The sequence below is a fragment of the Glycomyces buryatensis genome, assembly GCF_004912275.1.
Taxonomy (GTDB): domain Bacteria; phylum Actinomycetota; class Actinomycetes; order Mycobacteriales; family Micromonosporaceae; genus Glycomyces; species Glycomyces buryatensis.
In genome coordinates this window covers 65,785-87,155 of record NZ_STGY01000066.1, presented here as the reverse complement: position 1 = coordinate 87,155, position 21,371 = coordinate 65,785, and the positions used below count along the sequence as shown (strand labels likewise).

Annotated in this window: 19 protein-coding genes and 1 pseudogene; 11 read left to right on the top strand and 9 right to left on the bottom strand. The window is 67.9% G+C overall.

Annotated elements, in window-relative coordinates:
* The first annotated feature begins 30 nt into the window (after positions 1 to 30).
* Together FAB82_RS17905 and FAB82_RS17900 are read left to right on the top strand one after the other, a co-directional pair.
* Entirely contained in the window at positions 31 to 1,185 is a 1,155-nt protein-coding gene (locus FAB82_RS17905; RefSeq protein ID WP_136535905.1) for a right-handed parallel beta-helix repeat-containing protein, read from the top strand.
* A 215-nt stretch (positions 1,186 to 1,400) separates the two neighbouring features.
* Complete coding sequence (locus FAB82_RS17900; RefSeq protein WP_136535904.1) at positions 1,401 to 2,960, top strand: RICIN domain-containing protein; 1,560 nt, start codon at positions 1,401 to 1,403, stop codon at positions 2,958 to 2,960.
* A gap of 73 nt (positions 2,961 to 3,033) precedes the next feature.
* On the opposite strand, the gene FAB82_RS17895 is transcribed toward FAB82_RS17900, so the two are convergent.
* Positions 3,034 to 3,990 (bottom strand): ROK family glucokinase, encoded by a 957-nt coding sequence (locus FAB82_RS17895; RefSeq protein ID WP_136535903.1) that lies wholly within the window; start codon positions 3,988 to 3,990, stop codon positions 3,034 to 3,036.
* A 279-nt stretch (positions 3,991 to 4,269) separates the two neighbouring features.
* On the opposite strand from FAB82_RS17895, the gene FAB82_RS17890 reads away from it, so the two are divergent.
* The 3 genes from FAB82_RS17890 to FAB82_RS17880 are packed head-to-tail and all read left to right on the top strand — an operon-like array spanning position 4,270 to position 8,506.
* A complete protein-coding gene (locus FAB82_RS17890; RefSeq protein ID WP_136535902.1) occupies positions 4,270 to 6,063 on the top strand; it encodes an AMP-dependent synthetase/ligase in 1,794 nt (597 codons plus the stop codon).
* 9 nt (positions 6,064 to 6,072) lie between these two features.
* Positions 6,073 to 7,809 carry a GAF domain-containing sensor histidine kinase gene (locus tag FAB82_RS17885; protein WP_136535901.1) on the top strand — a complete coding sequence of 579 codons (1,737 nt, stop codon included), beginning with the start codon at positions 6,073 to 6,075 and terminating at the stop codon, positions 7,807 to 7,809.
* A gap of 46 nt (positions 7,810 to 7,855) precedes the next feature.
* Positions 7,856 to 8,506 (top strand): response regulator transcription factor, encoded by a 651-nt coding sequence (locus FAB82_RS17880; RefSeq protein ID WP_211116669.1) that lies wholly within the window; start codon positions 7,856 to 7,858, stop codon positions 8,504 to 8,506.
* A 48-nt stretch (positions 8,507 to 8,554) separates the two neighbouring features.
* Here FAB82_RS17880 and FAB82_RS28650 read toward each other — a convergent pair.
* Positions 8,555 to 9,673 (bottom strand): annotated as a pseudogene (locus tag FAB82_RS28650) (glycosyltransferase family 4 protein); the annotation flags it as partial.
* A gap of 129 nt (positions 9,674 to 9,802) precedes the next feature.
* On the opposite strand from FAB82_RS28650, the gene FAB82_RS17870 reads away from it, so the two are divergent.
* Entirely contained in the window at positions 9,803 to 11,143 is a 1,341-nt protein-coding gene (locus tag FAB82_RS17870; protein WP_136535900.1) for an NYN domain-containing protein, read from the top strand.
* Positions 11,144 to 11,247: 104 nt separating this feature from the next.
* Here FAB82_RS17870 and FAB82_RS17865 read toward each other — a convergent pair whose 3' ends face one another.
* Positions 11,248 to 11,667: an RDD family protein gene (locus FAB82_RS17865; protein ID WP_136535899.1), complete on the bottom strand. Its 420-nt coding sequence runs from the start codon at positions 11,665 to 11,667 to the stop codon at positions 11,248 to 11,250.
* A gap of 275 nt (positions 11,668 to 11,942) precedes the next feature.
* On the opposite strand from FAB82_RS17865, the gene glnA reads away from it, so the two are divergent.
* Entirely contained in the window at positions 11,943 to 13,367 is a 1,425-nt protein-coding gene (gene glnA / locus FAB82_RS17860; protein ID WP_136535898.1) for a type I glutamate--ammonia ligase, read from the top strand.
* A 131-nt stretch (positions 13,368 to 13,498) separates the two neighbouring features.
* Here the strand turns inward: glnA and hemC are convergent, their stop codons facing one another.
* The 3 genes from hemC to FAB82_RS17845 all read right to left on the bottom strand — a co-directional run bounded on the left by hemC (position 13,499) and on the right by FAB82_RS17845 (position 16,095).
* Positions 13,499 to 14,425 carry a hydroxymethylbilane synthase gene (gene hemC / locus FAB82_RS17855; RefSeq protein WP_136535897.1) on the bottom strand — a complete coding sequence of 309 codons (927 nt, stop codon included), beginning with the start codon at positions 14,423 to 14,425 and terminating at the stop codon, positions 13,499 to 13,501.
* The gene (locus tag FAB82_RS17850) at positions 14,422 to 15,540 is read right to left on the bottom strand and encodes a methyltransferase domain-containing protein (RefSeq protein ID WP_136535896.1); all 1,119 of its coding nucleotides are present in this window, start codon (positions 15,538 to 15,540) and stop codon (positions 14,422 to 14,424) included. The genes hemC and FAB82_RS17850 overlap by 4 nt, the downstream gene beginning before the upstream one ends.
* Positions 15,541 to 15,630: 90 nt before the next feature.
* Entirely contained in the window at positions 15,631 to 16,095 is a 465-nt protein-coding gene (locus tag FAB82_RS17845; RefSeq protein ID WP_136535895.1) for an ATP-grasp domain-containing protein, read from the bottom strand.
* Positions 16,096 to 16,183: 88 nt separating this feature from the next.
* Between FAB82_RS17845 and FAB82_RS17840 the strand changes: the two genes are divergently transcribed.
* From FAB82_RS17840 to FAB82_RS17825, 4 genes are all read left to right on the top strand, one after another.
* Positions 16,184 to 16,918, top strand: coding sequence for a DUF5753 domain-containing protein (locus FAB82_RS17840; RefSeq protein WP_136535894.1), 735 nt, complete (start codon positions 16,184 to 16,186; stop codon positions 16,916 to 16,918).
* Positions 16,915 to 17,139 carry a DUF397 domain-containing protein gene (locus FAB82_RS17835; RefSeq protein ID WP_136535893.1) on the top strand — a complete coding sequence of 75 codons (225 nt, stop codon included), beginning with the start codon at positions 16,915 to 16,917 and terminating at the stop codon, positions 17,137 to 17,139. Before FAB82_RS17840 ends, FAB82_RS17835 begins: the two co-directional genes overlap by 4 nt.
* Before the next feature lie 127 nt (positions 17,140 to 17,266).
* A complete protein-coding gene (locus FAB82_RS17830) occupies positions 17,267 to 17,962 on the top strand; it encodes an AzlC family ABC transporter permease (protein WP_246039697.1) in 696 nt (231 codons plus the stop codon).
* A 2-nt stretch (positions 17,963 to 17,964) separates the two neighbouring features.
* The gene (locus tag FAB82_RS17825; RefSeq protein ID WP_136535977.1) at positions 17,965 to 18,267 is read left to right on the top strand and encodes an AzlD domain-containing protein; all 303 of its coding nucleotides are present in this window, start codon (positions 17,965 to 17,967) and stop codon (positions 18,265 to 18,267) included.
* 85 nt (positions 18,268 to 18,352) lie between these two features.
* Here FAB82_RS17825 and FAB82_RS17820 read toward each other — a convergent pair whose 3' ends face one another.
* The 3 genes from FAB82_RS17820 to FAB82_RS17810 all read right to left on the bottom strand — a co-directional run bounded on the left by FAB82_RS17820 (position 18,353) and on the right by FAB82_RS17810 (position 21,279).
* The gene (locus FAB82_RS17820) at positions 18,353 to 19,453 is read right to left on the bottom strand and encodes an LPXTG cell wall anchor domain-containing protein (RefSeq protein ID WP_136535892.1); all 1,101 of its coding nucleotides are present in this window, start codon (positions 19,451 to 19,453) and stop codon (positions 18,353 to 18,355) included.
* Between the two features lie 170 nt (positions 19,454 to 19,623).
* On the bottom strand, positions 19,624 to 20,901 hold the full coding sequence (locus tag FAB82_RS17815) for an RNA polymerase sigma factor (protein ID WP_136535891.1): 1,278 nt from the start codon (positions 20,899 to 20,901) through the stop codon (positions 19,624 to 19,626).
* 15 nt (positions 20,902 to 20,916) lie between these two features.
* On the bottom strand, positions 20,917 to 21,279 hold the full coding sequence (locus tag FAB82_RS17810; RefSeq protein ID WP_136535890.1) for a YciI family protein: 363 nt from the start codon (positions 21,277 to 21,279) through the stop codon (positions 20,917 to 20,919).
* Positions 21,280 to 21,371 lie beyond the last annotated feature (92 nt).

The following is a 21,371-nucleotide window of genomic DNA, read 5'->3' as shown; positions in this document are numbered from 1 at the left end:
TTCGATTCCTCAATATGAAGGGAACTGGGCATGCAACGAACTTACAAGCGGCAAAGGGCCGCAATCGGGGCGGCGGCGCTGGCCGCCGCCACCGCGGTCGCGTCCGTCATGCTGATCAACCAGCAGGCGGGGGCCGACGAGGAGGACCCGGCCGACGCCGTCCCGGCACAGGAGTGCGGCGGGGAGTCCAACGCGGTCGTCGACGGGTCCGGAGGCTCGTACACCACGACCAACGGCGGCTCCGAGGTCTACTCGGGCGGCGACTACCTCGCGGCCATCCAGGCTGGGATCGACTCGCTGAACCCGGACCGCACCGAGCAGGAGAGCGTCGTCGTCAATGCCGACGGCGCCATCGGCGGCAACCACATCGGCCTGCCCAGCCACACCTCGCTGTCGGTGTGCGGCACCATGGACGTCGGCAGTTCGAGCGGGCACGGCGCGATCGAGGCCGGCGGCGCCCAGGACGTGTCGATCCCGCACCTCAACATGACCGGCAACCCCTACTTCGGGCTGCGGTTCTTCGGAATGGACGGGCTCCACCTCGGGCAGATCAATATGGAGCTGTCCGGCGGCCTCGGCATTCGCTTCGAGCGCGACGAGGCCGGGAGCACCGACGTGTCGATGGACGACGTCTTCGTGTCCGGCGCGGGCAGCCACGCCGTGGAGACCTGGAACATCGACGGGCTGGAGATCGGCTCGGTGACCGCGCGCGATGTGGGCGAGTCGGGCCTTTTGCTCCAGACGACCACCAATGCGCATGTCGGGACAGTCGACGGCGAGAACGTCGCCACCGGCACCGGGTACGCGACCTTCCGGATGGCCAACGAGAACGGCAGCCAGAACGGCGACTACTCGACCAACGTCCAGATCGACAACGTCATCTCGCGCGGCGGCGGCCGGGGCATCTTCTGCGTCTCGCAGTCCGGCGGCGTCAACATCACCAACATCGACCTGGCCGACAACGGCAATAATTCGATCCTGATCGAGAACTGCTACGGGGTCACGATCGAGGGCGGCACCGTCAACGGCGGCGGCGAGGTCCGCCTGGCCGCCCGCGACGAGTTCGCCAATAACCGCGACATCTCGATCACCGCGGAGGTCAACGGCACCAGCGTGCGGGAGTCCCCGTGCGGGGAGAACGTCAGCTGGAACATCAGCGGCGACGCCTCGCTGGATGTGTGCTGACGAACCGACCGCGCCGCCCCACGACACCTGAAACGTTCCAATCGACACCGTCTCAGTAGTTAGGAGGTGAACGCCCCGAAAGCCTGAGCCGGTGCGGCGGGGGCCGCCATTCGGCGGTTCCCGCCGTCGCACCGGACAACTGAATCCCCTTCATTTCAGCGCACAGTGGAGTGCGAATTGCACAGCGCCGTGCAAGGTTCAAAGGAATCACGACCATGACCCGAGTTCTCAAGCGAAAACTCGTCCTCCTCATCACCACCCTCACCGCCCTCGTCACCGGCCTCGCCGTCGCCTTCATCGCGGTCCCCGCGGCGAGCGCGGTCGAGACTGGGACCTGGTACAAGATCGTCAGCCGCTCCTCCGGGCTGAACCTCGACATCCTCGATCGCTCGACCGCCCCCGGCGCCGAGCTCATTCAATGGAATGACACCGGCGCCACCAACCAGCAGTTCCGGTTCATCGACGCGGGCGGCGGCTACTACCGCATCCAGGCCCGCCACTCGAACCTGGTGCTGGAGACCTACGAATGGAACGCCGACAACGGCGCCACCATCGCGCAGTGGACCGACCTGGGCGGAACCAACCAGCAATGGCAGGTCCAGGAGTCGGGCGGCTACGCCACCTTCATCAACCGCCACTCCGGCAAGGCCCTCGACGTGTGGGAGAACTCCACCACCGCGGGCGGCCGGATCTCGCAGTACCCCGCCAATGGCGGCTCGAACCAGCAGTTCCAGCTGGTCAAGGTCGACGGCGGGAGCACCCCCGGCACCTGCGGTTCGGGAACGCCGAACGCCCGGGTGACCGGAACGAGCGGCAGCTACACCGCCACGAACGGATCCTCGACCGTCTACTCCGGCGGCGACTACCGCGCGGCCATCCAGGCCGCCGTGGACTCGATCGGCAGCGGCCAGCGCGTCGCCGTCATGGCCTCGGGCTCGATCGGTGCTAACACGATCTCCATCTCCAGCGGCAAGACGTTCGAGGGCTGCGGGACGATCAACGCGACCAACCGCGGCGGGAGGGGCGCGATCGAATCGCTGGGCACGTCCAATGTGAACATCGCCTATCTGAACATGACGGGGAGCCCGTACTTCGCGACCCGGTTCTACGGCAACTCGGGCCTGCACTTGGGGCAGATCAACCTGAACCTCTCCGGGGGCGCGGGCATCCGCTTCGAGCGCGACTTCGCCGGCAGCACGAACGTGAGCATGGACTATGTGTACGTGGCCGGCACCGGCGGTCACGGCGTCGAGACGTGGAACATCGACGGTCTGCGGATCGGCACGGTCGTCGCCCGCAACACCGGCTATTCCGGTCTGCTGCTGAACAACACGCGGAACGCGACCATCGGCACCGTCGACGGCAACAATGTCGCCACCGGGACCGGCTACGCGACGTTCCGCACGGCCAATACCGCCGGCCGGCTGTCGAACGGCTCGTACTCGACGAACATCACCGTCGACAAGGTCATCTCCCGCGGCGGCGGGCGCGGGATCTTCTGCGTCTCCCAGTCGGGCGGCGTGCTCATCCGCAATGTCGACCTGGCCAGCAACGGCAATAACTCGATCCTGATCGAGAACTGCTACAACTACACGATCTCGTCGGGCACGGTCAACGGCGGCGGCGAGGTGCGCATCGCGGCGCGCTCCGAATTCGCCAACACCCGCGACACCAACATCACCCTGACGGTCAACAACACCTCGGTGCGGGAATCGCCCTGCGCCGACAACTCCACATGGAACATCTCGGGGAACGCCTCCGTGAACGTCTGCTAGCGCGGTAGAACGCGAGGGGCCGGAGGCTTTCGCCTCCGGCCCCGTTCGCTTCTGCGTCTGGGTATTACGACGTCTAGGAGAGGTCCTCGCGGTGGCGGGCCAGGTCAGAGGCGCCGATGACGCCGGCCTTGGAGCCGAGCTCGGCGGCCCGCACCTCGGCCACGGGGACCTCGGCGCGGTGGGCCAGGGCCTCCTTGTAGTGCTTGCGAATCGGGTCGAGCAGGAGGTCCCCCGCGTCGACCACGCCGCCGGCGATGAGGATGACGCCGGGGTCGATGAGGTTGACCATGTCTGCGGCCGAGTTGCCCAGGTAGTAGCCGATGGAGTCGAAGGCGGCCAGCGCGACCTCGTCGCCCTCCCGGGCGGCCTCGGTGGTCTGGCGACCGGTGATGGCGTCGGGGTCGCCGCCGGCGAGCTTGAGCAGGACCCGCGCCTTGGTCGGGTCGGCCTTGGCGCCGTCGCGGGCGGCCTGGGTCAGGGCCCGGCCGGAGGCGTACTGCTCCAGGCAGCCGTGGCGCCCGCAGCCGCAGGGGCGGCCGTCGGGGACCACGCGCATGTGGCCGATCTCGGCCGCGACGCCGTTGGTGCCGCGGAGCAGGTTGTCCTTGACGACGATGCCGCCGCCGACGCCGGTGCCGATCGTGTACAGGACCGAGGAGCGGTGGCCCTTGGCGGCACCGTAGCGGTGCTCGCCCCAGATGGCCACGTTGGCGTCGTTCTCCACGACGGCGGGCAGGCCGATCGCCTCGGAGACCTTGTCGCGCAGGGGCTCGTTCTTCCAGGAGAGGTTGGGGGCCAGCATGACCGTGGAGCGGTCGGAGGAGATCCATCCGGCCGCGCCGATGCCGACGGCCTCGATCTCGTGGCCGGCGCGCAGCTCGTCCACGACCTCCTTCACCGCCTGGATGACACCGGGAGTGTCATCGGCTGGAGTGGGGCGACGGGCGGTGGCTAGGACATTGCCGGTCGCGTCGACGAGGCCCCCGCCGACTTTGGTGCCACCGATGTCGACCCCGATTGTCAGACTCACTGCTGTCCCTCCAGCGGATTACGGAATTAAGCTGATGGTCGCTCCGCGACGCTGCGGGCCGAGATCAGACTTTACGCGACGTTAATGAGCAGTGGATATCGACTAGTCCGTCCCTCTTGGCGAAGGTATCACCGCCAGGGCGCGCGGACACCGGCTCGTTGCTCTAGCATCGGACCTATCCAAGCTTGCCAAGTGACGCTACTCACCGGTAAGTTGTGCCCTTAGATGACAGCCGATTTACAACGCCGTGAACCCCGGCTATTCGAACGGAGCCTTTTCATGCGCGAGTTCGCCGTCCCCCCCGTGGTGACTGTGCCCGATGAAGACAACACTCTCACCGCCCTCTGGGATGCCGCCGAGAACCACCCCGCCTCGATTCTCTACATGCGGTCCTTTGACGACGGTGTGACCTGGCAAGACGTGACCGCTGTCGAGTTCCGGGAGCAGGTGATCGCCGTGGCCCGCGGACTCGCCGCCGCCGGAGTCCAACCCGGCGACCGGGTGGCCCTGATGTCGGCCACCCGCTACGAGTGGACGCTGTTCGACTACGCGATCTGGGCGTCCGGGGCCGTGACGGTCCCGATCTACGAGACGTCCTCGGCCGACCAGACCGCTTGGATCCTGGAGGACGCAGGCGCCGTCGCGGTGATCGTGGAGACCCCCGAAATCGCCGCGATGGTCGAGGGCCTGCAATCGGGTGTCAAGCACCAGTGGACCATCGACGAGGGCGCGGTCGAGGCCATCGAGGCGCTCGGCGAGGGCGCCGAGGTCGACATCGAGGCCCGCCGCACCTCGCGGCAGGCCGACGACCTGGCCACGATCGTCTACACCTCGGGCACCACCGGCCGCCCCAAGGGCTGCATGCTGACCCACCGGAACCTGTTGGCGGACATCCGCAATGTCATTCCCGAGGTCCCGATCGTGCTGTACGAGGGCGGGCGCATGCTGCTGTTCCTCTCGCTCGCGCATGTTCTGGCCCGGATCCTCCAACTCGCCGGCGTCGAGTCGCGCACCACGATCGCGCACGCCGACCGCACCAAGCTGACCGCCGTCATGCCGGTCGTCAAGCCGACGACGCTGCTGGCGATCCCGCGCGTATTCGAGAAGGTCTACGCCGGCGGCTACCAGAAGGCCGTCGACGGCGGCAAGGGCCACCTGTTCGAGAAGGCCGCCGCCTGCGCCAAGGAGTACAGCCGCGCCCTCGACAAGCCCGGCGGACCCGGCCTCGGGCTCAAGCTCCGCCACAAGCTGTGGGACGTGCTGGTGTACGCCAAGATCCGCGCCGCCGTCGGCGGCGAGTGCACCACCGCCGTCTCCGGCGGCGCCGCGCTCGGCCCCGAGCTGGGGCACTTCTTCCGCGGCGTCGGCATCACCATCTTCGAGGGCTACGGCCTCACCGAGACCTCCCCGGTGCTGTCCCTCAACTTCCCCAACGCCATCAAGGTCGGCTCGATCGGGCGGCCCACGCCCGGCACCGCGCTGCGAGTCGCCGACGACGGCGAACTCCAGGCCAAGGGCCCGCAGGTCTTCCCCGGCTACTGGAACAACGACGCGGCGACCGCCGAGGTACTGGACGCGGACGGCTGGTTCTCGACCGGCGACATCGCCGAGATCGACGACGACGGGTACGTCACGATCACCGGTCGCAAGAAGGACATCATCGTCACCGCCGGGGGCAAGAACGTCGCCCCGGGGCCGATGGAGAAGATCCTGGACGTCCACCCGCTCATCGCCTACGCGATGGTCGTCGGCGAGGGCCGCCCCTACATCGGGGCGCTGATCTCCCTCGACAGCGACATGCTGCCGGACTGGCTGGAGCGCCACGGCAAGGACCCGGCCACCCCGATCGCCGACCTCACCGAGGACCCCGAGCTGCTCGCGGTGCTCCAAGGAGAGGTCGACAAGGCCAACGCGACGGTCTCCCATGCGGAGCAGATCAAGCGTTTCCGGGTCATACCGGTCGAACTCACCGAGGACACCGGAGAAATCACTCCCACAGTCAAGGTCAAACGCCACGTAGTCATGAAAAAATACTCAGACGAGATCAACGCGCTCTACGACAAGGAACGTTAGCGAGGCTGCATGAGCGAGGAGGCGGTGCTTGAACGGCAGTGGCGCCTACCCGCCGTAGCCCTGCGGGTGGTGCTGTTCGGGCTGGTCGCGGTGTTCGGATGGGCGTCGGTCGGCGCCGTCTCGGCGCTCACCTGGTGCGGGATTCTCGCGCTGGCGGCGCTGCCGGGCGTGCTGCTGCCCCGCCACCGGCTCCTGGCCCCGGCCGGGCGGCTGGCCGAGGTGGCCGTGGTGGTGCTGGGGACGTTGGCGACGGGCGGGCTACCGGCCTGGATGCTCCCCTACCTGATCGCGCCGTTCGCGACGGCCGCGTTCGACGCGGCCGGGCCGAACGACTCGGAGCGGTACGCCCGTTTCCGCATCTGGGGCCCGCCGCTGCTGGTGGCGATCGCCGCGGTCGGACTGGTCGCGCAGACCGCCCGCGTCTCGGGCTATGCCCAGGGCACGTACGTCACGACCGTCGCGGTCGCGCTCGCCTTCGGCATGGCCTCGGCGGTCGGCGCCTGGTGGCTGCGCCGCTCGCGCCGCAGCGATCTGAGCCATTCGCAACTGCCGTACGCGGAGGCCGCGGCCCTGCTCACGCAGCTGCGCGTCGTCGCCCGCCAGCTCCCGGGATCCACCCTGGACCCGGGCGGGATCGCCACCGAGATCGTCGACACCGTCACCCGCATCCCCGGCGCCGACCGCGCCGCCGTCCTGGCCGCCTCCTCCGGTCGGCGGCTGGTGGTCCTGTCCCAGCACGCCGCGGAGCGGGTCGACTGGGAGACCTCGCCGCAGATGAACTCCCTGCTGGCCGACGCCTGGGCCGGGCAGAAACCGCAGACCGGACAGCTGCCGCTCTCGCGCTCCACTCAGGGCCCGGTGTCGTCGCTGGTGATACCGCTGGTCGCCGAGGGCCGCACCGTCGGGCTCGTCGCGATCGAGTCCGACGACCCCGCCGCGTTCGGGCCCGAGTCCGTCACCGCCGCCCAGGAGCAGACCAAGGGCACCGCGCTGCGGCTGGAGACCGCGCTGCTGTTCGAGGACGTCAGGTCCATGGCGACCACAGAGGAGCGCCAGCGCCTGGCCCGCGAGATCCACGACGGGATCGCGCAGGAGCTGGCGATGCTGGGCTACGGCATCGACAATGCGATGGCGATCCTCCCCGGCGACGCGGGCGAGGCGCGCGGCGAATTGGAGGACCTGCGGTCGGAGGTGACCCGGCTCGTGACCGAGCTGCGGTTCTCCCTGTTCGAGCTGCGTTCGAACGTCGACCGTCAGGGGGGCCTGGCGTCCGCAATTGCGGACTATGCTCGTACTGTGGGCGCTTCCGCCGGACTGCGAGTGCATTTGTCGCTCGACGAGGGCGGGGCGCGGCTTCCCGCCAGTACCGAGGCCGAGTTGCTGAGGATCGCGCAGGAGGCGATCACCAATGCCCGCAAACACGCTCGCGCAGAAAACCTCTGGGTCACCTGCGAGGTCGACCCCCCGTACACCCGCATCGAGGTCACCGACGACGGCCAAGGCCTGACCGGCGAGGCCTCGGAGGGCCGCTACGGACTGGCGATCATGAGCGAGCGCGCTGAGCGGATCAGAGGCTCGCTTGAGATCCGGCCGCATCAGCCGCACGGGACGACGGTGGCGGTGGTACTCAACGCCTCCGCCCGGCCGACCCCGAAGGCGGTGCCGACGCATCCGGCGGCCGAGGAGTGGGCGGCCGCCGCCGGGGCCGCAACTGAACAGCAGGCCAGGCGGCCCGACGAGGCCTGACCGCCGATGAGGAGAGACGAGAGAGATGAACGCTGACGCGCCCGAGATGACCGGTCAGACGACGGTCCTGATCGTCGACGACCACGACCTGATCCGCAAGGGCCTGCGGCACGCCTTCGACCGCGACCCCGAGTTCGAGGTGGTCGGCGAGGCCGACACCGCCGCCGACGGCATTGGCCAGGCCGCGTCGCTCATGCCCAGCGTCGTGATCATGGACCTGCGCCTGCCCGACGGCTCGGGCCTGGACGCGACCCGCAAGCTCCGCAAGGCTCACCCGAACATGGGGATCGTGGTCTTGACGATGTACGCCGGCGACGACCAGCTGTTCGGCGCCCTGGACGCGGGCGCCTCGGCGTTCGTCCCGAAGAGCGCTCCGGCGAACGACGTGGTCTCGGCGGCCCGCCACGCCGCGTCGAACCCGACGGCCTTCAGCGCGGCCGACCTCGCCGAGGCGATGCAGCGACGCCTGACCCCGACCGGCCCGCAGCTCTCCCCGCGCGAATCGCAGGTCCTCAAGCTTCTGGCCGACGGCCTGTCGGTGGCCGGAATCGCCAAGCAGCTGTACGTATCGGAGTCCACGGCCAAGACCCACATCTCCAAGCTCTACGAAAAGCTCGGGGCGGGCAACCGGGCCCAGGCCCTCATGACCGCCCTGAAGCTCGGTCTCCTGGAGGCCCCGGACCAGCCGAAGTTCTGATCGGGCGTCAGGGGGTGTTTCGAGACCCCCTAACACCGTCTCGCCGTAGAGCATCGCTTCGAGCCTGCCCGCCTGCCGGTCCCAGGTCCATTCGCTGCACGCCCACTCGCGGCTGGCGTCGCTCATCTTGCGGGCCAGCGGTTCGTCCGAGAGCACCTGCGTCAACCGGTAGGTGATCTCGCCGAGGTCGCGGCCGTCGACGACCCATCCCGACTGGTCGTGCAGAACGGTGTCCGGCGCGCCCCCGGAGTCCCCGGCGATGACCGGCAGCCCGCACGCGGCGGCCTCCAGGAACACCGCGCCGAGCCCTTCGACGTCGAGGCCGCGGCGGCGGGTCCGGCACGGCATGGCGAACACGTCCCCGGCCGCGAAGTGCTTCGCCAGCTCGTATTCGGGGACGCCGCCGGTGAAGGTCACCTCGCGTTCGACGCCGTGGTGGCGGGCCAGGGAGCGGAGCCGCTTCTCGTAGGGTCCTTGTCCGACAATGAGCAGCCGCACATCATCGCCGACCTGCTCGCGCACGTGCGGGAGCGCCGCGATGAGTTTGTCCTGGCCCTTGCGGGGCACCAGTCGCGAGACGCACACGATCACCGGCTTGTCCCCCAGCCCGTGGCGGCGGCGGATCTTGGAGCCGTCCACCTCGGGGTTGAAATGCTCGGTGTCGATCCCGAAGGTCAGCTGCTCCAGCCGGGTCTCGACGCCGGCGACCGGCTCGAGCCGGCGATAGGTGTAGTCGCCCAGATACGTCATGACGTCCAGGGATCGGGCGATGCGGCGCAGGGCCTGGCGGGTGCCGGGCATTGCCGCCCAGCCGACCTCGTGGCCGTGGGTCAGGGCGATGGCCCGGTCGATCCCGGTGTCGCGCACCAGACTCGAGGCGAGCAGGCCGAGCGGGGCGGCGGCGCCGAACCAGACCCGGTCGCAGCGGTGCTCGCGGGCCAGGGCGGTGACGGCGCGGGCGACGCGCGGGGTCGGCAGCAGCATCGAGGTCCGGTCACGAACCACAGTGAACGGTTGCGCCGCGTCGAACGCCTCCCATCCGGGAGAGGTGGAGGTGTAGACGACCAGCTTGTCGGACGGTAGTCGCAGGGCCATGCCGTGCACGAAGGTCTGGATGCCCCCGCGTCGCGGCGGAAAGTCGTTGGTCACCAGCAGGGTCCTGCTCATCATGCCCCCCTTCACGATCGCTCCAGTCTGTCACGGCGGCCCGAATCCCGAGGCGATCCGAGATGACCGGCACTTGAATCCCAGCGGTCGACCCGCGCCGTCCAGTTGCACGATGGCACACTGGTGCCCATGAGCAGCGGCGACGACGGGCCCAGACCAAAGTCCGGGAACGAGGACGGACCGGCGGCGGTATTCCTGACCGACCCGGTGCGCCGCAAGACAATTGAGATTGCCGCGGCGGCGATGCCGGGACTGGCCGCCCCCCGCGTCCCCGCCCGGTTGCGGAAATACCTCAAGTTCAGTCCTACCAAGCGGGCCAAACTCGCCCGAGGCGACCTGGCCGCGGAGCTGACCGACAACGACGACTTCCGGGCGGGACTGGCCGAAGTCCTGCAAGGGACCGACTCGTCGCTGGTGCGGGCGATCGATGCCGGCGAGGAGCTCTCGCCGATGGCCGACCCGGGCGAGGTCGCGGCCCTGGCATATCTGCTCCGGCCCGGCGGCTGGCAGGAACTGGTGGCCACGGCGACGGAGGCGATCGGCGAGGAGCCCGAGCCGGCGCCCGCCGCCGAGCCCGACGAGTCGGCCTCGAAACGGGCCGCGGCGGCCGAGAAGGAGAACCAGAAGCTGCGCGAGGCCCTGGCCGACCAGCGGGCGGCGGCGGCCCGGTTGCAGGAGGATCTGCGGCGGAGCCGGAAGGATCTGCGCGAGGCGGCCGAGCGCGCCGACAAGGCCGCGAACGACCTGGCCGCTGAGCGGGGCCGGATCAAGCAGGCCGATACCCAGCGGCGATCGGAACGCCGCCGACTGGAGTCCGAAATGGATTCACTGCGCGCGCAGCTGGAGGAGGCCCGGCGGTCCGACCGGGAGTCCGACCGGCTTTATTCGACGCGGCTGTGGCTGCTGCTGGAGACGCTGTCGGGGACCGCGACGGGACTGCGGCGGGAGCTCGGGCTGGAGCCGGCGGCCGAGCGGCCGGCCGACTACGTCGCCGAGCAGCGGTCCGCCGATCCGGAAGAGCGCCTGGCGGAGGGGTCGCGAGGATTGGCCCAGACCGATCCGCAGCGGCTCGATCATCTGCTGTCGCTGCCGAATCCACACCTGATCGTGGACGGCTACAACGTGACGATCTCGGCCTGGGGCGAGACGCTGACGCTGGAGCAGCAGCGCAATCGCCTGGTGCAGGGGCTCGGCGCGGTCGCGGCGGCCACGAACGCGGAGGTCACGGTCGTGTTCGACGGGGCCGATGCGATCTTCGGGGCCAAGCCGAGCGCGCGCGGGGTGCGGGTGCTGTTCAGCGCGAAGGGCCAGATCGCCGACGACGTGGTGGTCGACCTGGCGCGGGTCGAGCCCGAGGGGCGAGTGGTGATCGTGGTGTCCTCCGACCAGGAGGTGGTCGACCGGGCCAGGCGCCACGGGGCCTACCCGGTGCCGTCACCGCTGCTGGTCAAGTGGATCCAACGGACCTGAGGGACCCGGCGATCCCGGCGAACCCGAGACCGGGGCACACCGCATCAGGTGGTCCCGGGGGCCCCCTTGATTCAAGTGTGCGCCCGGGGTCCGACGGTTCCGGGTCAGACCTTGAGCATGACCGAGCCGGCGGCCTTGTCGTGGAGGCCTCTGCGGTACTCGTCGGTGTACGAGGTCAGGGCGGGGATGACCAGAGTCAGCAGCAGGACCCGCACCAGCGCCCGCAGCACGCCGAGGCGGCCGCCGGTGGCGGCCGAGACGCAGGCTACGCGCATCAGGCGCATGCCGAGGCTCTGGGTCCCGGCGGTCATGCAGTACGTGTAGTAGAAGATGAACAGCACGTAGATGAACAGGTTGATGCCGAAGGGGTCGGGGGTCATGATGCCGATCCATCCGAGGATCCACGTGACCACCAAGCACGACACCCAGTCGACGACCAGGGCCACGAACCGTCCGCTGAGGCTCGCCAGATCCTGGCCTTCGGGGCTCGTTCCGCTTGGGGCCGCACCGGTTTCGCTCGTCATGTCGCGGAGTTTACGGACCCGGTCAACACCGTTTCCCGCAGGTACGGTGAGCAGTGGTTTCAGTCAATGGGAAACAACATCGCCCGCTGCAAGTAACACGCACGAAACAATTGATTTACGATGAGGCAATTGATCGCGGTTAGCGTTTCGCCTAATACAGTGGTGTCGACAGCGACGTCGGTGCCCGCGCACTTGGCTGTGATCGCGAGCCATGCGTCCAGGTGACTGCTACAAGGTCACTTCTACAAGGCCTACCTACCGAGAGGAACACATTCGTGTTTTCCAGCCCTGAAGAGCTCCTCGGATACGTCCGTGACAATGACGTGAAGTTCATCGACGTCCGCTTCTGCGACCTGCCCGGCGTCATGCAGCACTTCAACATCCCGGCCGCGTCCTTCGATGCCGATCTGCTCGAAGAGGGCCTGGCCTTCGACGGGTCCTCGATCCGCGGGTTCCAGGAGATCCACGAGTCGGACATGCTCCTGCTCCCCGACGTCGCCACCGCCTTCCTCGACCCCTTCCGCGAGCAGAAGACCCTCGCGTTGAACTTCTTCATCCACGACCCGTTCACGCGCGAGGCCTACAGCCGCGACCCGCGCAACGTCGCGAAGAAGGCCGAGCAGTACCTGGCCGGCTCCGGCATCGCCGACACCGCCTACTTCGGCGCCGAGGCCGAGTTCTACATCTTCGACTCGGTCCGCTTCGACACCAAGGCGAACGAGTCGTTCTACCACGTCGACTCGATCGAGGGCGCGTGGAACACCGGCGCCGTGGAAGAGGGCGGCAACCTCGGTTACAAGCCGCGCCACAAGGGCGGGTACTTCCCGGTCGGCCCGGTCGACCACTTCGCGGACCTGCGCGACCAGATGGTCACCAACCTCATCGAGGGCGGCCTCACCATCGAGCGCGCCCACCACGAGGTCGGCACCGCGGGCCAGGCGGAGATCAACTACCGCTTCGACACGCTGCTGCACTCCGGCGACGACGTCCAGAAGTTCAAGTACATCATCAAGAACACCGCCACCCAGGCCAACAAGACGGTGACCTTCATGCCGAAGCCGCTGTTCGGCGACAACGGCTCGGGCATGCACACCCACCAGTCGCTGTGGGCGAACGGCGAGCCGCTGTTCTACGACGAGACCGGTTACGCCGGCCTCTCGGACACCGCCCGCCACTACATCGGCGGCCTGCTCAAGCACGCCCCGAGCCTGCTGGCCTTCACCAACCCGTCGGTGAACTCCTACCGCCGCCTGGTGCCCGGCTTCGAGGCCCCGGTCAACCTGGTCTACTCGCAGCGCAACCGCTCCGCGTGCACCCGCATCCCGGTCACCGGTTCGAACGCCAAGGCCAAGCGCGTCGAGTTCCGCGTGCCGGACCCGTCGAGCAACCCGTACCTGGCCTTCTCGGCCATGCTCATGGCGGGCCTGGACGGCGTCAAGAACAAGATCGAGCCGCCGGCGCCGGTCGACAAGGACCTGTACGAGCTCGGCCCGGAGGAGTACGGCGACATCGCCCAAGTCCCCGGCTCGCTCGACCAGGTGCTGGACAACCTCGAGGCCGACCACGACTTCCTCACCGAGGGCGGCGTGTTCACGCCCGACCTCATCGAGACGTGGATCAGCTTCAAGCGCGAGAACGAGATCGACCCGATCCGCCTCCGCCCGACTCCGCACGAGTTCGACCTGTACTACGAGGTCTAACGATTTAGGACCAAAGGGGCGCGGCTGGTTCACACCGGCCGCGCCTCTTGCTTGCCGGTCGGCTAGTAGCGAGGCATACTCGCCCGGTGTCTCCCCGCTTCCTGCCCAACCGCGACCGGGCCCGAGCGTCTCTAGTGGTCGATGCTCTCGATGAGGCCGCGCCCACCCTGCTGGGCGATGGCGAGCGCCACGGCGGTTCCGAGGTCGGCCGGCGCGAGCGCCCCGGCCGTCTCTCGTGCCGTGAGCACAGTTTTGCCGTCCAGGGAGTACACCGCTCCGCGCAACGTCAACTCACCATTGGCCTCGGTGGCGTAGCCCGCAATCGGAGAGTTGCAGTGGCCTTGCAGCACATGAAGAAACATTCGCTCACAGTCGGCTTCACGCCATGTCTTCGGGTCGTTCAGGGGAGCGAGGACTCCGATGGTGGTGCTGTCGTCTTCGCGGCATTGGAGGGCGAGGATGCCCGCGCCGACCGGAGGCAGGACCGTCTCGGGCTCGAATACCTCGGTGATGACCTCGGTCCGGCCGATGCGTTCGAGTCCGGAGACGGCCAAAACCGCGGCATCGACCTCACCGTTGAACAGCTTCTCCAGGCGCCGGTTGGCGTTGCCTCTGAAGTCCTCGAATTCCAGGTCTGGCCGGATGGCCGCGAGTTGGGCGCGGCGTCGAACCGAGGAGGTACCGACCCTCGAACCTTGCGGTAGCTCGGCGAGTGTGTGCCCGGCAGGGCTGATGAGGCAGTCGCGGACGTCGTCGCGATCCAGGTAGGCGGCGATGGTCATGCCCTCAGGAAGCGGCGTTTCACCTGGCATGTCTTTGAGGCAGTGGACTGCTACGTCGGCGGCGCCGGCCGCGAGGACTGCATCAATCTCTTTGACGAAGTTGGCCTTCCCGCCGAGCGCGGTGAGGCTCCCGGTCCATTTGTCGGCGGTGGTAGTGATGGGAACGACCTCGACCGCAAGGCCGGGATCGGTCTCGGCGAGAAGGGAACGGACCCGCTCAACCTGGGCGAGCGCCATCGGGGATGAGCGGGTCACGATCCGCAGGGGTTGGTTCATGCCTGCGGTTCTTCCCATCGGTGCTCGAAGTCGTGGGCGTAGAGGGTATGAGCGTCATCGGGGGTGACGATCAGTCGGAGGTCGGCGTCCTCAGGTTCGTTGAGCCGCTTCCATTCGGACGTGATCTGTTCCAGGGGTTCGGCAAGTGAGGTCGGTCCAGCGGTGGTGGTGTTTCCATTGGGGTCGATTTCGATCCAGGACCCGTCTTCGGTGGTGATGAGGACGCCGGGCGATCCGTCTCGAAGCTGATCGACCAGCATCGTTGGTTGCAGGAAGAAGTCGACTGCGAAGGCGAGGCCGGTGTGGGCTTCGTCCAGGAACACAGGAGGCACAGGCGGGTTCGTGAGGCGAGTTTCCCCGGTGAGGTCGAGAGCGCCGTTCGGATTGCCGGGGTCCTCTGCCGGGTGGCCGGCGTCCGGGCGCAGGGGCATGAACCAGCCGGGCCGGTGGCGGAACTTGCCGAGCAGGCGGCCGTCCGCCTCCTTGGTGAGGCGGATGATGCGCGGTTGACTGCGGCCCCCGAGATCGGTGACGATCATGCCGCCGTCGTTGAGTTGTTCAGCCCAAGCCGCAGGGACGCGTCGAGCGCCCGCCGTCACGATGATGCGGTCGAAGGCGCGACCGGGGAAGGCGATCTTGCGCCCGTCTCCGGCGATGAGGTCAGGACCGCGGCCGATGGACAGGAGGCGCTGTTCGGCTGCGGCGACGAGGTCCGGGTCCAGGTCGATCGAGGCGACCTGTTTGGGGCCGAGGTCGAACGCGGCCACCGAGGCGGCATCGAGACGATCGCAAAGGAGCGCGGCGTTGTAGCCGCTGCCGGTGCCGATCTCCAGCACTGTGTGATCGTCTTCGAGTCGGAGCATCATAAGCATGTAGGCCATGAGACTAGGTTTGGTCGATGAGCTGGTCGGCCAGTCGAAGCCACGATCATTGATGGTCTTGATGACAATGGATTCGTCCTGGTATGCCGCTTCGAGTGGGACTTCCGGGACGAAGCGGTGCCGGGGGGTCTGCTCGAACGCTTCCCGCCACTCGGGACTCAGGCTGACCTCGTGCGAGATCTCCTCGGTAAGCGCGGCGGCCAGGGGCCGCCAGTCAGTCTCGGTGGTCATCATGCCTCACAGATTAGGAGCTGGGCGATTGCGTTGCTGATTGCCGCGCCGGTTTCGCCTTCGAGCCATTGCCACTGGCCGCTGGGGTTGCATTCAAAGAAAATCCAATCTCCGGACGGTGTGACCGCGAAGTCGAAGGCTGCGTACAGCAGCCCCATGCGAGCCATGAACGCTTGCAGCCCGCATAGGACGTTCGGGAAGGCCGATCAGTTGGTAGGTGACCGCGTCGTAGTCCGAGCGGAAGTCGATGCGGGCCGCATCAGAGTGAGCGTCGATCCGGACGGCGAACGCGTCATCTCCGACGACGATGACGCGAACCTCGAGGTCCTTTTCGACCCATGCTTGGATGAGGTTCGCGGTGACGCCGAACCCCTCATCATTGAGCTGGTCGACGGTGATTCGGGTGGTCCAGGTAGTTCGAGCAACCCCGTGCTCGACCCACAGGTTCGGCTGGAACGCCTTCGCGATCAAGTGCGGGCCGTGCAGCTTCGCGAACGCCTTCGCTTGCTCAGGATCATTGCCGATGTACGTGGCAGGGACCCGGAGGCCAACGGACACAGCGAGATTCAGTTGCCTGGGCTTGTGAGCGCTGCTGGGCGACACCGATAGTCGGTGGCGGAAGATCAGTAGACCCACGCTCGCCAAGTTGGAACAAGGCATCTTGGAGGTCGAACTCAAGGACTTGACTCCGATCATGGACGTCCTCGGGGTCACCGACCGACAGACACGGTCGCAGCTTCGCCACCGCGCCGAGGAGGCGCGCAAGCGAGGACTCTGGAGCGCGGTCTCCACCCAGGGTTTCTCTGACTTCCTGTGGGGTGAGGACAAAGCCACCGAGATCGATGGTTACCACATCTCGAACTTCCCTGGCCCGCTACAAGCACCGGAACTGGCCGAGGTATTGATCCGCCACGGCGAGAGAGGCAGCAGCGAGGCGGATATTGAGAACTACATCGAAATTCGTCTCGCCAGATCCGACATCCTGGTAAAGCCAAACGCCCCGACCGCACGTTTCCTGCTCTACGAAGGCATCTTGCGCCAGCGACTCCGCATCGTCACCAGGGATATCTACGCTGCGCAGTTCCGGTATCTGCGCGAGGTTGCCGAGTACGCGAACGTCGAGATTCGCTATCTGCCGATCAATACCGACTGTCCCACGGTCACTGAGGTCACCGCAGGATTCACCGTCATGAAACTGCCAGCAGGATGGCCGACTCTGGTCCATGTCGAGACGCCGATCGGCCCGGTTATCGGTGACAGCGGCGGCATAGACTTGAGATCGGCTCTGGACGCCTTCGATTTCCTCTGGGACGAGGGAGCCCAAGATGCTGAGCAAACCAACAGACTTTTGGAAGAATTGTTGAGGGAAGTGGAGCAATGACTCAAAGGGCCTGCAACCAAGACAAGTGGGCTCGCGCGCAGCGCCGCAAGAGCAGCAGGAGCAACGGCGGCACCAGCGGTGAATGCGTTGAGGTCCTCTACGAAGGTGGAGGTTTTGGTATCGCGGATACGAAGCTTGGAGACTCCTCCCCGATTTTCGATTTGCCCACAGGCGACTTCACGGGTTTGCTTTCCGGAATCAAGTCCGGCGAGATCGACTAGCACACCCCCAGCTCACGGGCGCGCCCACCTTGTAGAGGGGGGGTGCGCCTTGTTTTTGCCCGCGGCTGGTTCACACCGGCCGCGCCCCTTGCTTGCCGGTCGGCTAGTCACCAGGCATACTCGCCCGGTGTCTCCCCGCTTCCTGCCCAACCGCGACCGGGACGTCTACCGCGACGCCGGAGCCATGGCGATCGGCATCGCCATCGTCGGCGCCTCCTTCGGCGCCCTCGCCACCACCGCCGGCCTGCCCTGGTGGATCCCCGTCGCCATGTCGTTCCTGACCTTCGCCGCCACCTCCCAGTTCGCGATGCTCGCCGTGATCACCGCCGGCGGCGGCGTCATCGCCGGACTCGTCGCCGGGATCGTCATCCACCTCCGCCACATCCCCTACGGCCTGGCCGTGGGCGACCTGTACTGGAAGCACTGGTGGACCCGCCTGCTCGGCACCCACATGCTCATCGACCAGTCCACCGCGTTCGCCCTGGCCGCCGGCGAGGACAGGCGGCGCGCCAAGACCGCGTTCTGGGCCACCAGCGTCATCCTCTTCATCGCCTGGAACGTCGGCACCGTCATCGGCGTCCTGGCCGGCGGCTACATCGCCGACCCGGCGGTCCTCGGCCTCGACGCCGCCTTCCCGGCCCTGCTGCTCGCGCTCCTGGTCCCGGCGCTGAAGGACCGCGGCACGCTCCTGGCCGCACTGGTCGGCGCGGCCATCGCCCTCGCCACCGCCCCGTTCCTGCCGACCGGCATCCCGGTCCTACTGGCGCTCGCCGGCCTCGCGGTGACCTGGCCGCGCCGCGGCGGAACGGAGACCGCGAGGTGACCATGACAGCAGTCCTCGCACTGGCGGTCGGGGTATTCCTGGTCCGCCTCACCGGCCCCGTCCTGCGCAACCGCATCAACGTCTCCGAACGCACCGAGGCGATGATGAAACGCGGCGCCACGGTCGTGCTCGCGGCACTGGTGATCACCGGCGCCCTCATCGCCGACGGCGGCTTCGCGGGCTGGGCACTCCCGGCGGGCGTGCTCGTCGGCGGTCTCCTGGCCTGGCGCCGGGCCCCGATCCTCGTCATCGTCGTCGCCGCGGCCGCCACGACCGCGCTGCTGCGCCTCGCCGGGATCTCCTGAGACCCGAACGCGGGCATGGGAAAGGGGCCGCGCGATCGAGATCGCGCGGCCCCTCGGGTCTACCTGTTCCGACTAGCGGAGCGGTTTACCAGTTCCCGGCGGCCTTACGGCGGCGGGCGATCATGAACAGGACGGCGGCCGCGAGCACGAGGGCCGCGGCAGCGCTGATCATGATGGTCATCGAGCTACCGGTGGTCGGCAGGGTCGGAGCCGCGCTGGGCGACTCGGACTCGGTCGGGACTTCCTCGCAGTCGGCGGGCTTGGTCCAGGTGAGCGTGTCCTCGTAGAAGGACTTGCCGTCGTCGATGATGTAGTCGACGCTGAACTCCTCGTCGTCACCGGCGGCGAAGGAGACCGGCTCGGTGCCGCCCGGGGCGACCGTCACGACGGTCTCCTCGTCGGAGTTGCTCGGGTTGAACGTGTAGGTGGTCTCGAGGCCGTCCTCGGGGATCGTCAGTTCGAGATCCAAGCCTTCACAGGTGTCGGTGACGTAGCCCCACTCGCAGTTGGTCCCGCCGTCCCACTCGAAGGTGCCGTGGTCCTCACCGTCGACGGTGACCGCTACCGCGAGATCGCCGAGCTCGGGATCGTTGGCGAAGTACTCCGTCAGCGTGTCGCCGGGCGCGACTTCGTAGTAGTACCAGTCGCCGTACTCGTTCTGGCTGTCCTGCAGACCGATCTCCACGGTCCGCTCGGCGTCCTGGTTCGTCACCAGGATCTCCAGGCCGAAGCAGTCGCTGGAGGCGCCGACATCGACGACCGGCGCGGGGTCGACCGGCTCGTCGCAGCCGCCCTCGGGCTGGGGCAATTCGGCGACCCCGGTACCGGTGTGCCCGTTCGGCCACACCGCGTCGATCTGGATCGACGCCACAGTCTCGTCGAAGCCGAGGGCCTGCGTACCGATGAGCTTGTCACCCGTGCTGGGGTGGGGCAGCTCGGCGCCCTCGACGATGTCGCCCGAGAGCTCACCGTTGGAGGTGATCGTCTCGATGACGCCCGCGCCTACATTCTGCGAGTCCCAGTCGGTGGTCTCCCAGGTGACCGTCCAGCCGTCGTCCGCGCAGGTGGCGGTGCCGACGATCTCGACGTGGTGGGCCTGGGCGGCCGAGGCGAACGTGAGCGCGCCGGCGATGCCGAGCGCGACGCTGCCGGTCACTCCGAGCACCCGTTTCAGGGTGGAGTTCATATTGCTCCTTGGGGGGATGAATCTTCAGAAGTGGGGTATGGGCTCCGGCGGCCGCGGGCACGAATGCCAGTCGACTCGGAGCCGTACTCATGAGACACGTCGCAATGCGAGAAAAGGTCGCATCACAATCCGGTAACAAGCGCTCCCACGATTTGCTGGGGCGCAAGGAATCAGATGGTGTTCCTGAGGTCCGCGGCGCGCTGCGTCAGCCTCGCCCGCTCGCGTTCATTGTAGGCCAGGGAAGCCGCCCGTTCGAACTCGGCCAGCGCACTCTCCTTGTGCCCCAAGCGTTCGAGCATCTCGCCCCGCACTGCCGGCACCAGATGGTAGCCGGCCAGGGCGGGCAGGTCGGCGATCTCGTCCACGCGGTCCAATCCGGACTGGGGGCCGAAGGCCTCTCCAAAGGCGACGGCGCGGTTGAGGGCGACGACCGGGGAGGGCTGGACGTTCAGCAGCCGCGAGTAGAGCCCGGCGATGCGGACCCAGTCGGTCTCGCCGGGCCGGGCGGCGCGGGCGTGGCAGGCGGCGATGGCGGCCTGGAGCCGGTAGGGCCCGGCGTCGTCGCCCCAGGCGCTGGCCTGGTGCAGGGCGGCGAGGCCGCGGCGGATGAGCAGGCGGTCCCATTTGGACCGATCCTGCTCGGGCAGCGGGACGAGTTCGCCGTCGGAGTCGACGCGGGTGCGGGTGCGGGAGGCCTGGAAGTCGAGCAGGGCGGCCAGGCCGAGGACTTCGGGCTGGTCGGGTACGAGGGCGGTGAGTCGTTGGGCGAGGCGTTGGGCGTCCTGGCACAGTTCCGGGCGCATCAGGTCGTGTCCGCCGGTGGCGGTGTAGCCCTCGTTGAAGATCAGGTAGACGACTTCGAGGACGGCGTCCAGGCGGACTGCGAACTCGCCCTGACCCGGGGCTTCGAAGGTGACGCCGGCGGATTCGAGTTTGCGTTTGGCGCGCACGATCCTTTGGGCGACAGTGGATTCGCTGGTGAGGTAGGCGCGGGCGATCTCGGCGGTAGAGAGTCCGGCGGCGGCCTTGAGGGTGAGGGCGGCGCGGGCCTCGGGCGACAGGACGGGGTGGCAGGCGCAGAAGATGACGCGCAGGAGTTCGTCGCCGATGTCGTCGTCGAGTTCGGCCTCTGCTTCGGCGATGGGGTCCACGGCCATGCCGGAGGCCTCGAGGCGGCCGGCGAGGTGCTGGTACTTGGTCTTGAGGTTCTGGTCGCGCCGGATTCGGTCGACGGCGCGGCGCTTGCCGGTCACCATGAGCCAGGCGGCGGGCCGGTCGGGGACGCCGTCGACGGGCCACTGTTCCAGGGCCGCCACCGCGGCGTCGGAGGCGAGTTCTTCGGCGAGCCCGACGTCGTTCACGGTCCGGGCGAGCACGGCGATGATCTTGGCGGACTCCATCCGCCACACCGTGTCGACCGTCCTGCGGACGGTGTCGGGCCCACTCAATGAGACCGCCGCTCTCTATTCTTCGTCGACGATCCGACGGACTTCGTGGATCACGTTCATGCCGGGTGCGTGCACGCGGTGGATTTCAACCGACTGACGGGCGTACTCGACGGCCTCGTCCTGGTCCCGCACCTGGATGATGAAGTAGCCGCCGATCCACTCCTTGGCCTCGGCGAAGGGGCCGTCGAGGAGTTTGATCTGGCCGTCGTGCAGGTCGACGCGGGTGGCCTGTTCGACGGGTTCGAGGCCGGCGGCGTCGACCAGGATGCCGTCGGCGGCGAGCTTGGCGACGAAGCCGCCCATCGCCTCGAACGTCTCGGGTTTGACGGTGTCGGGGTCGATGGGGCCGTCGTGGACGACGTTGATGAGGTAGCGCATGGTCTTGCTCCTTCGAGTTCGTATTCGGCCTTCACGGCGAAGCTGACTGCCGTGAAGGCGACTGGCTACCCATACGTCGATCTGGGCGGCGG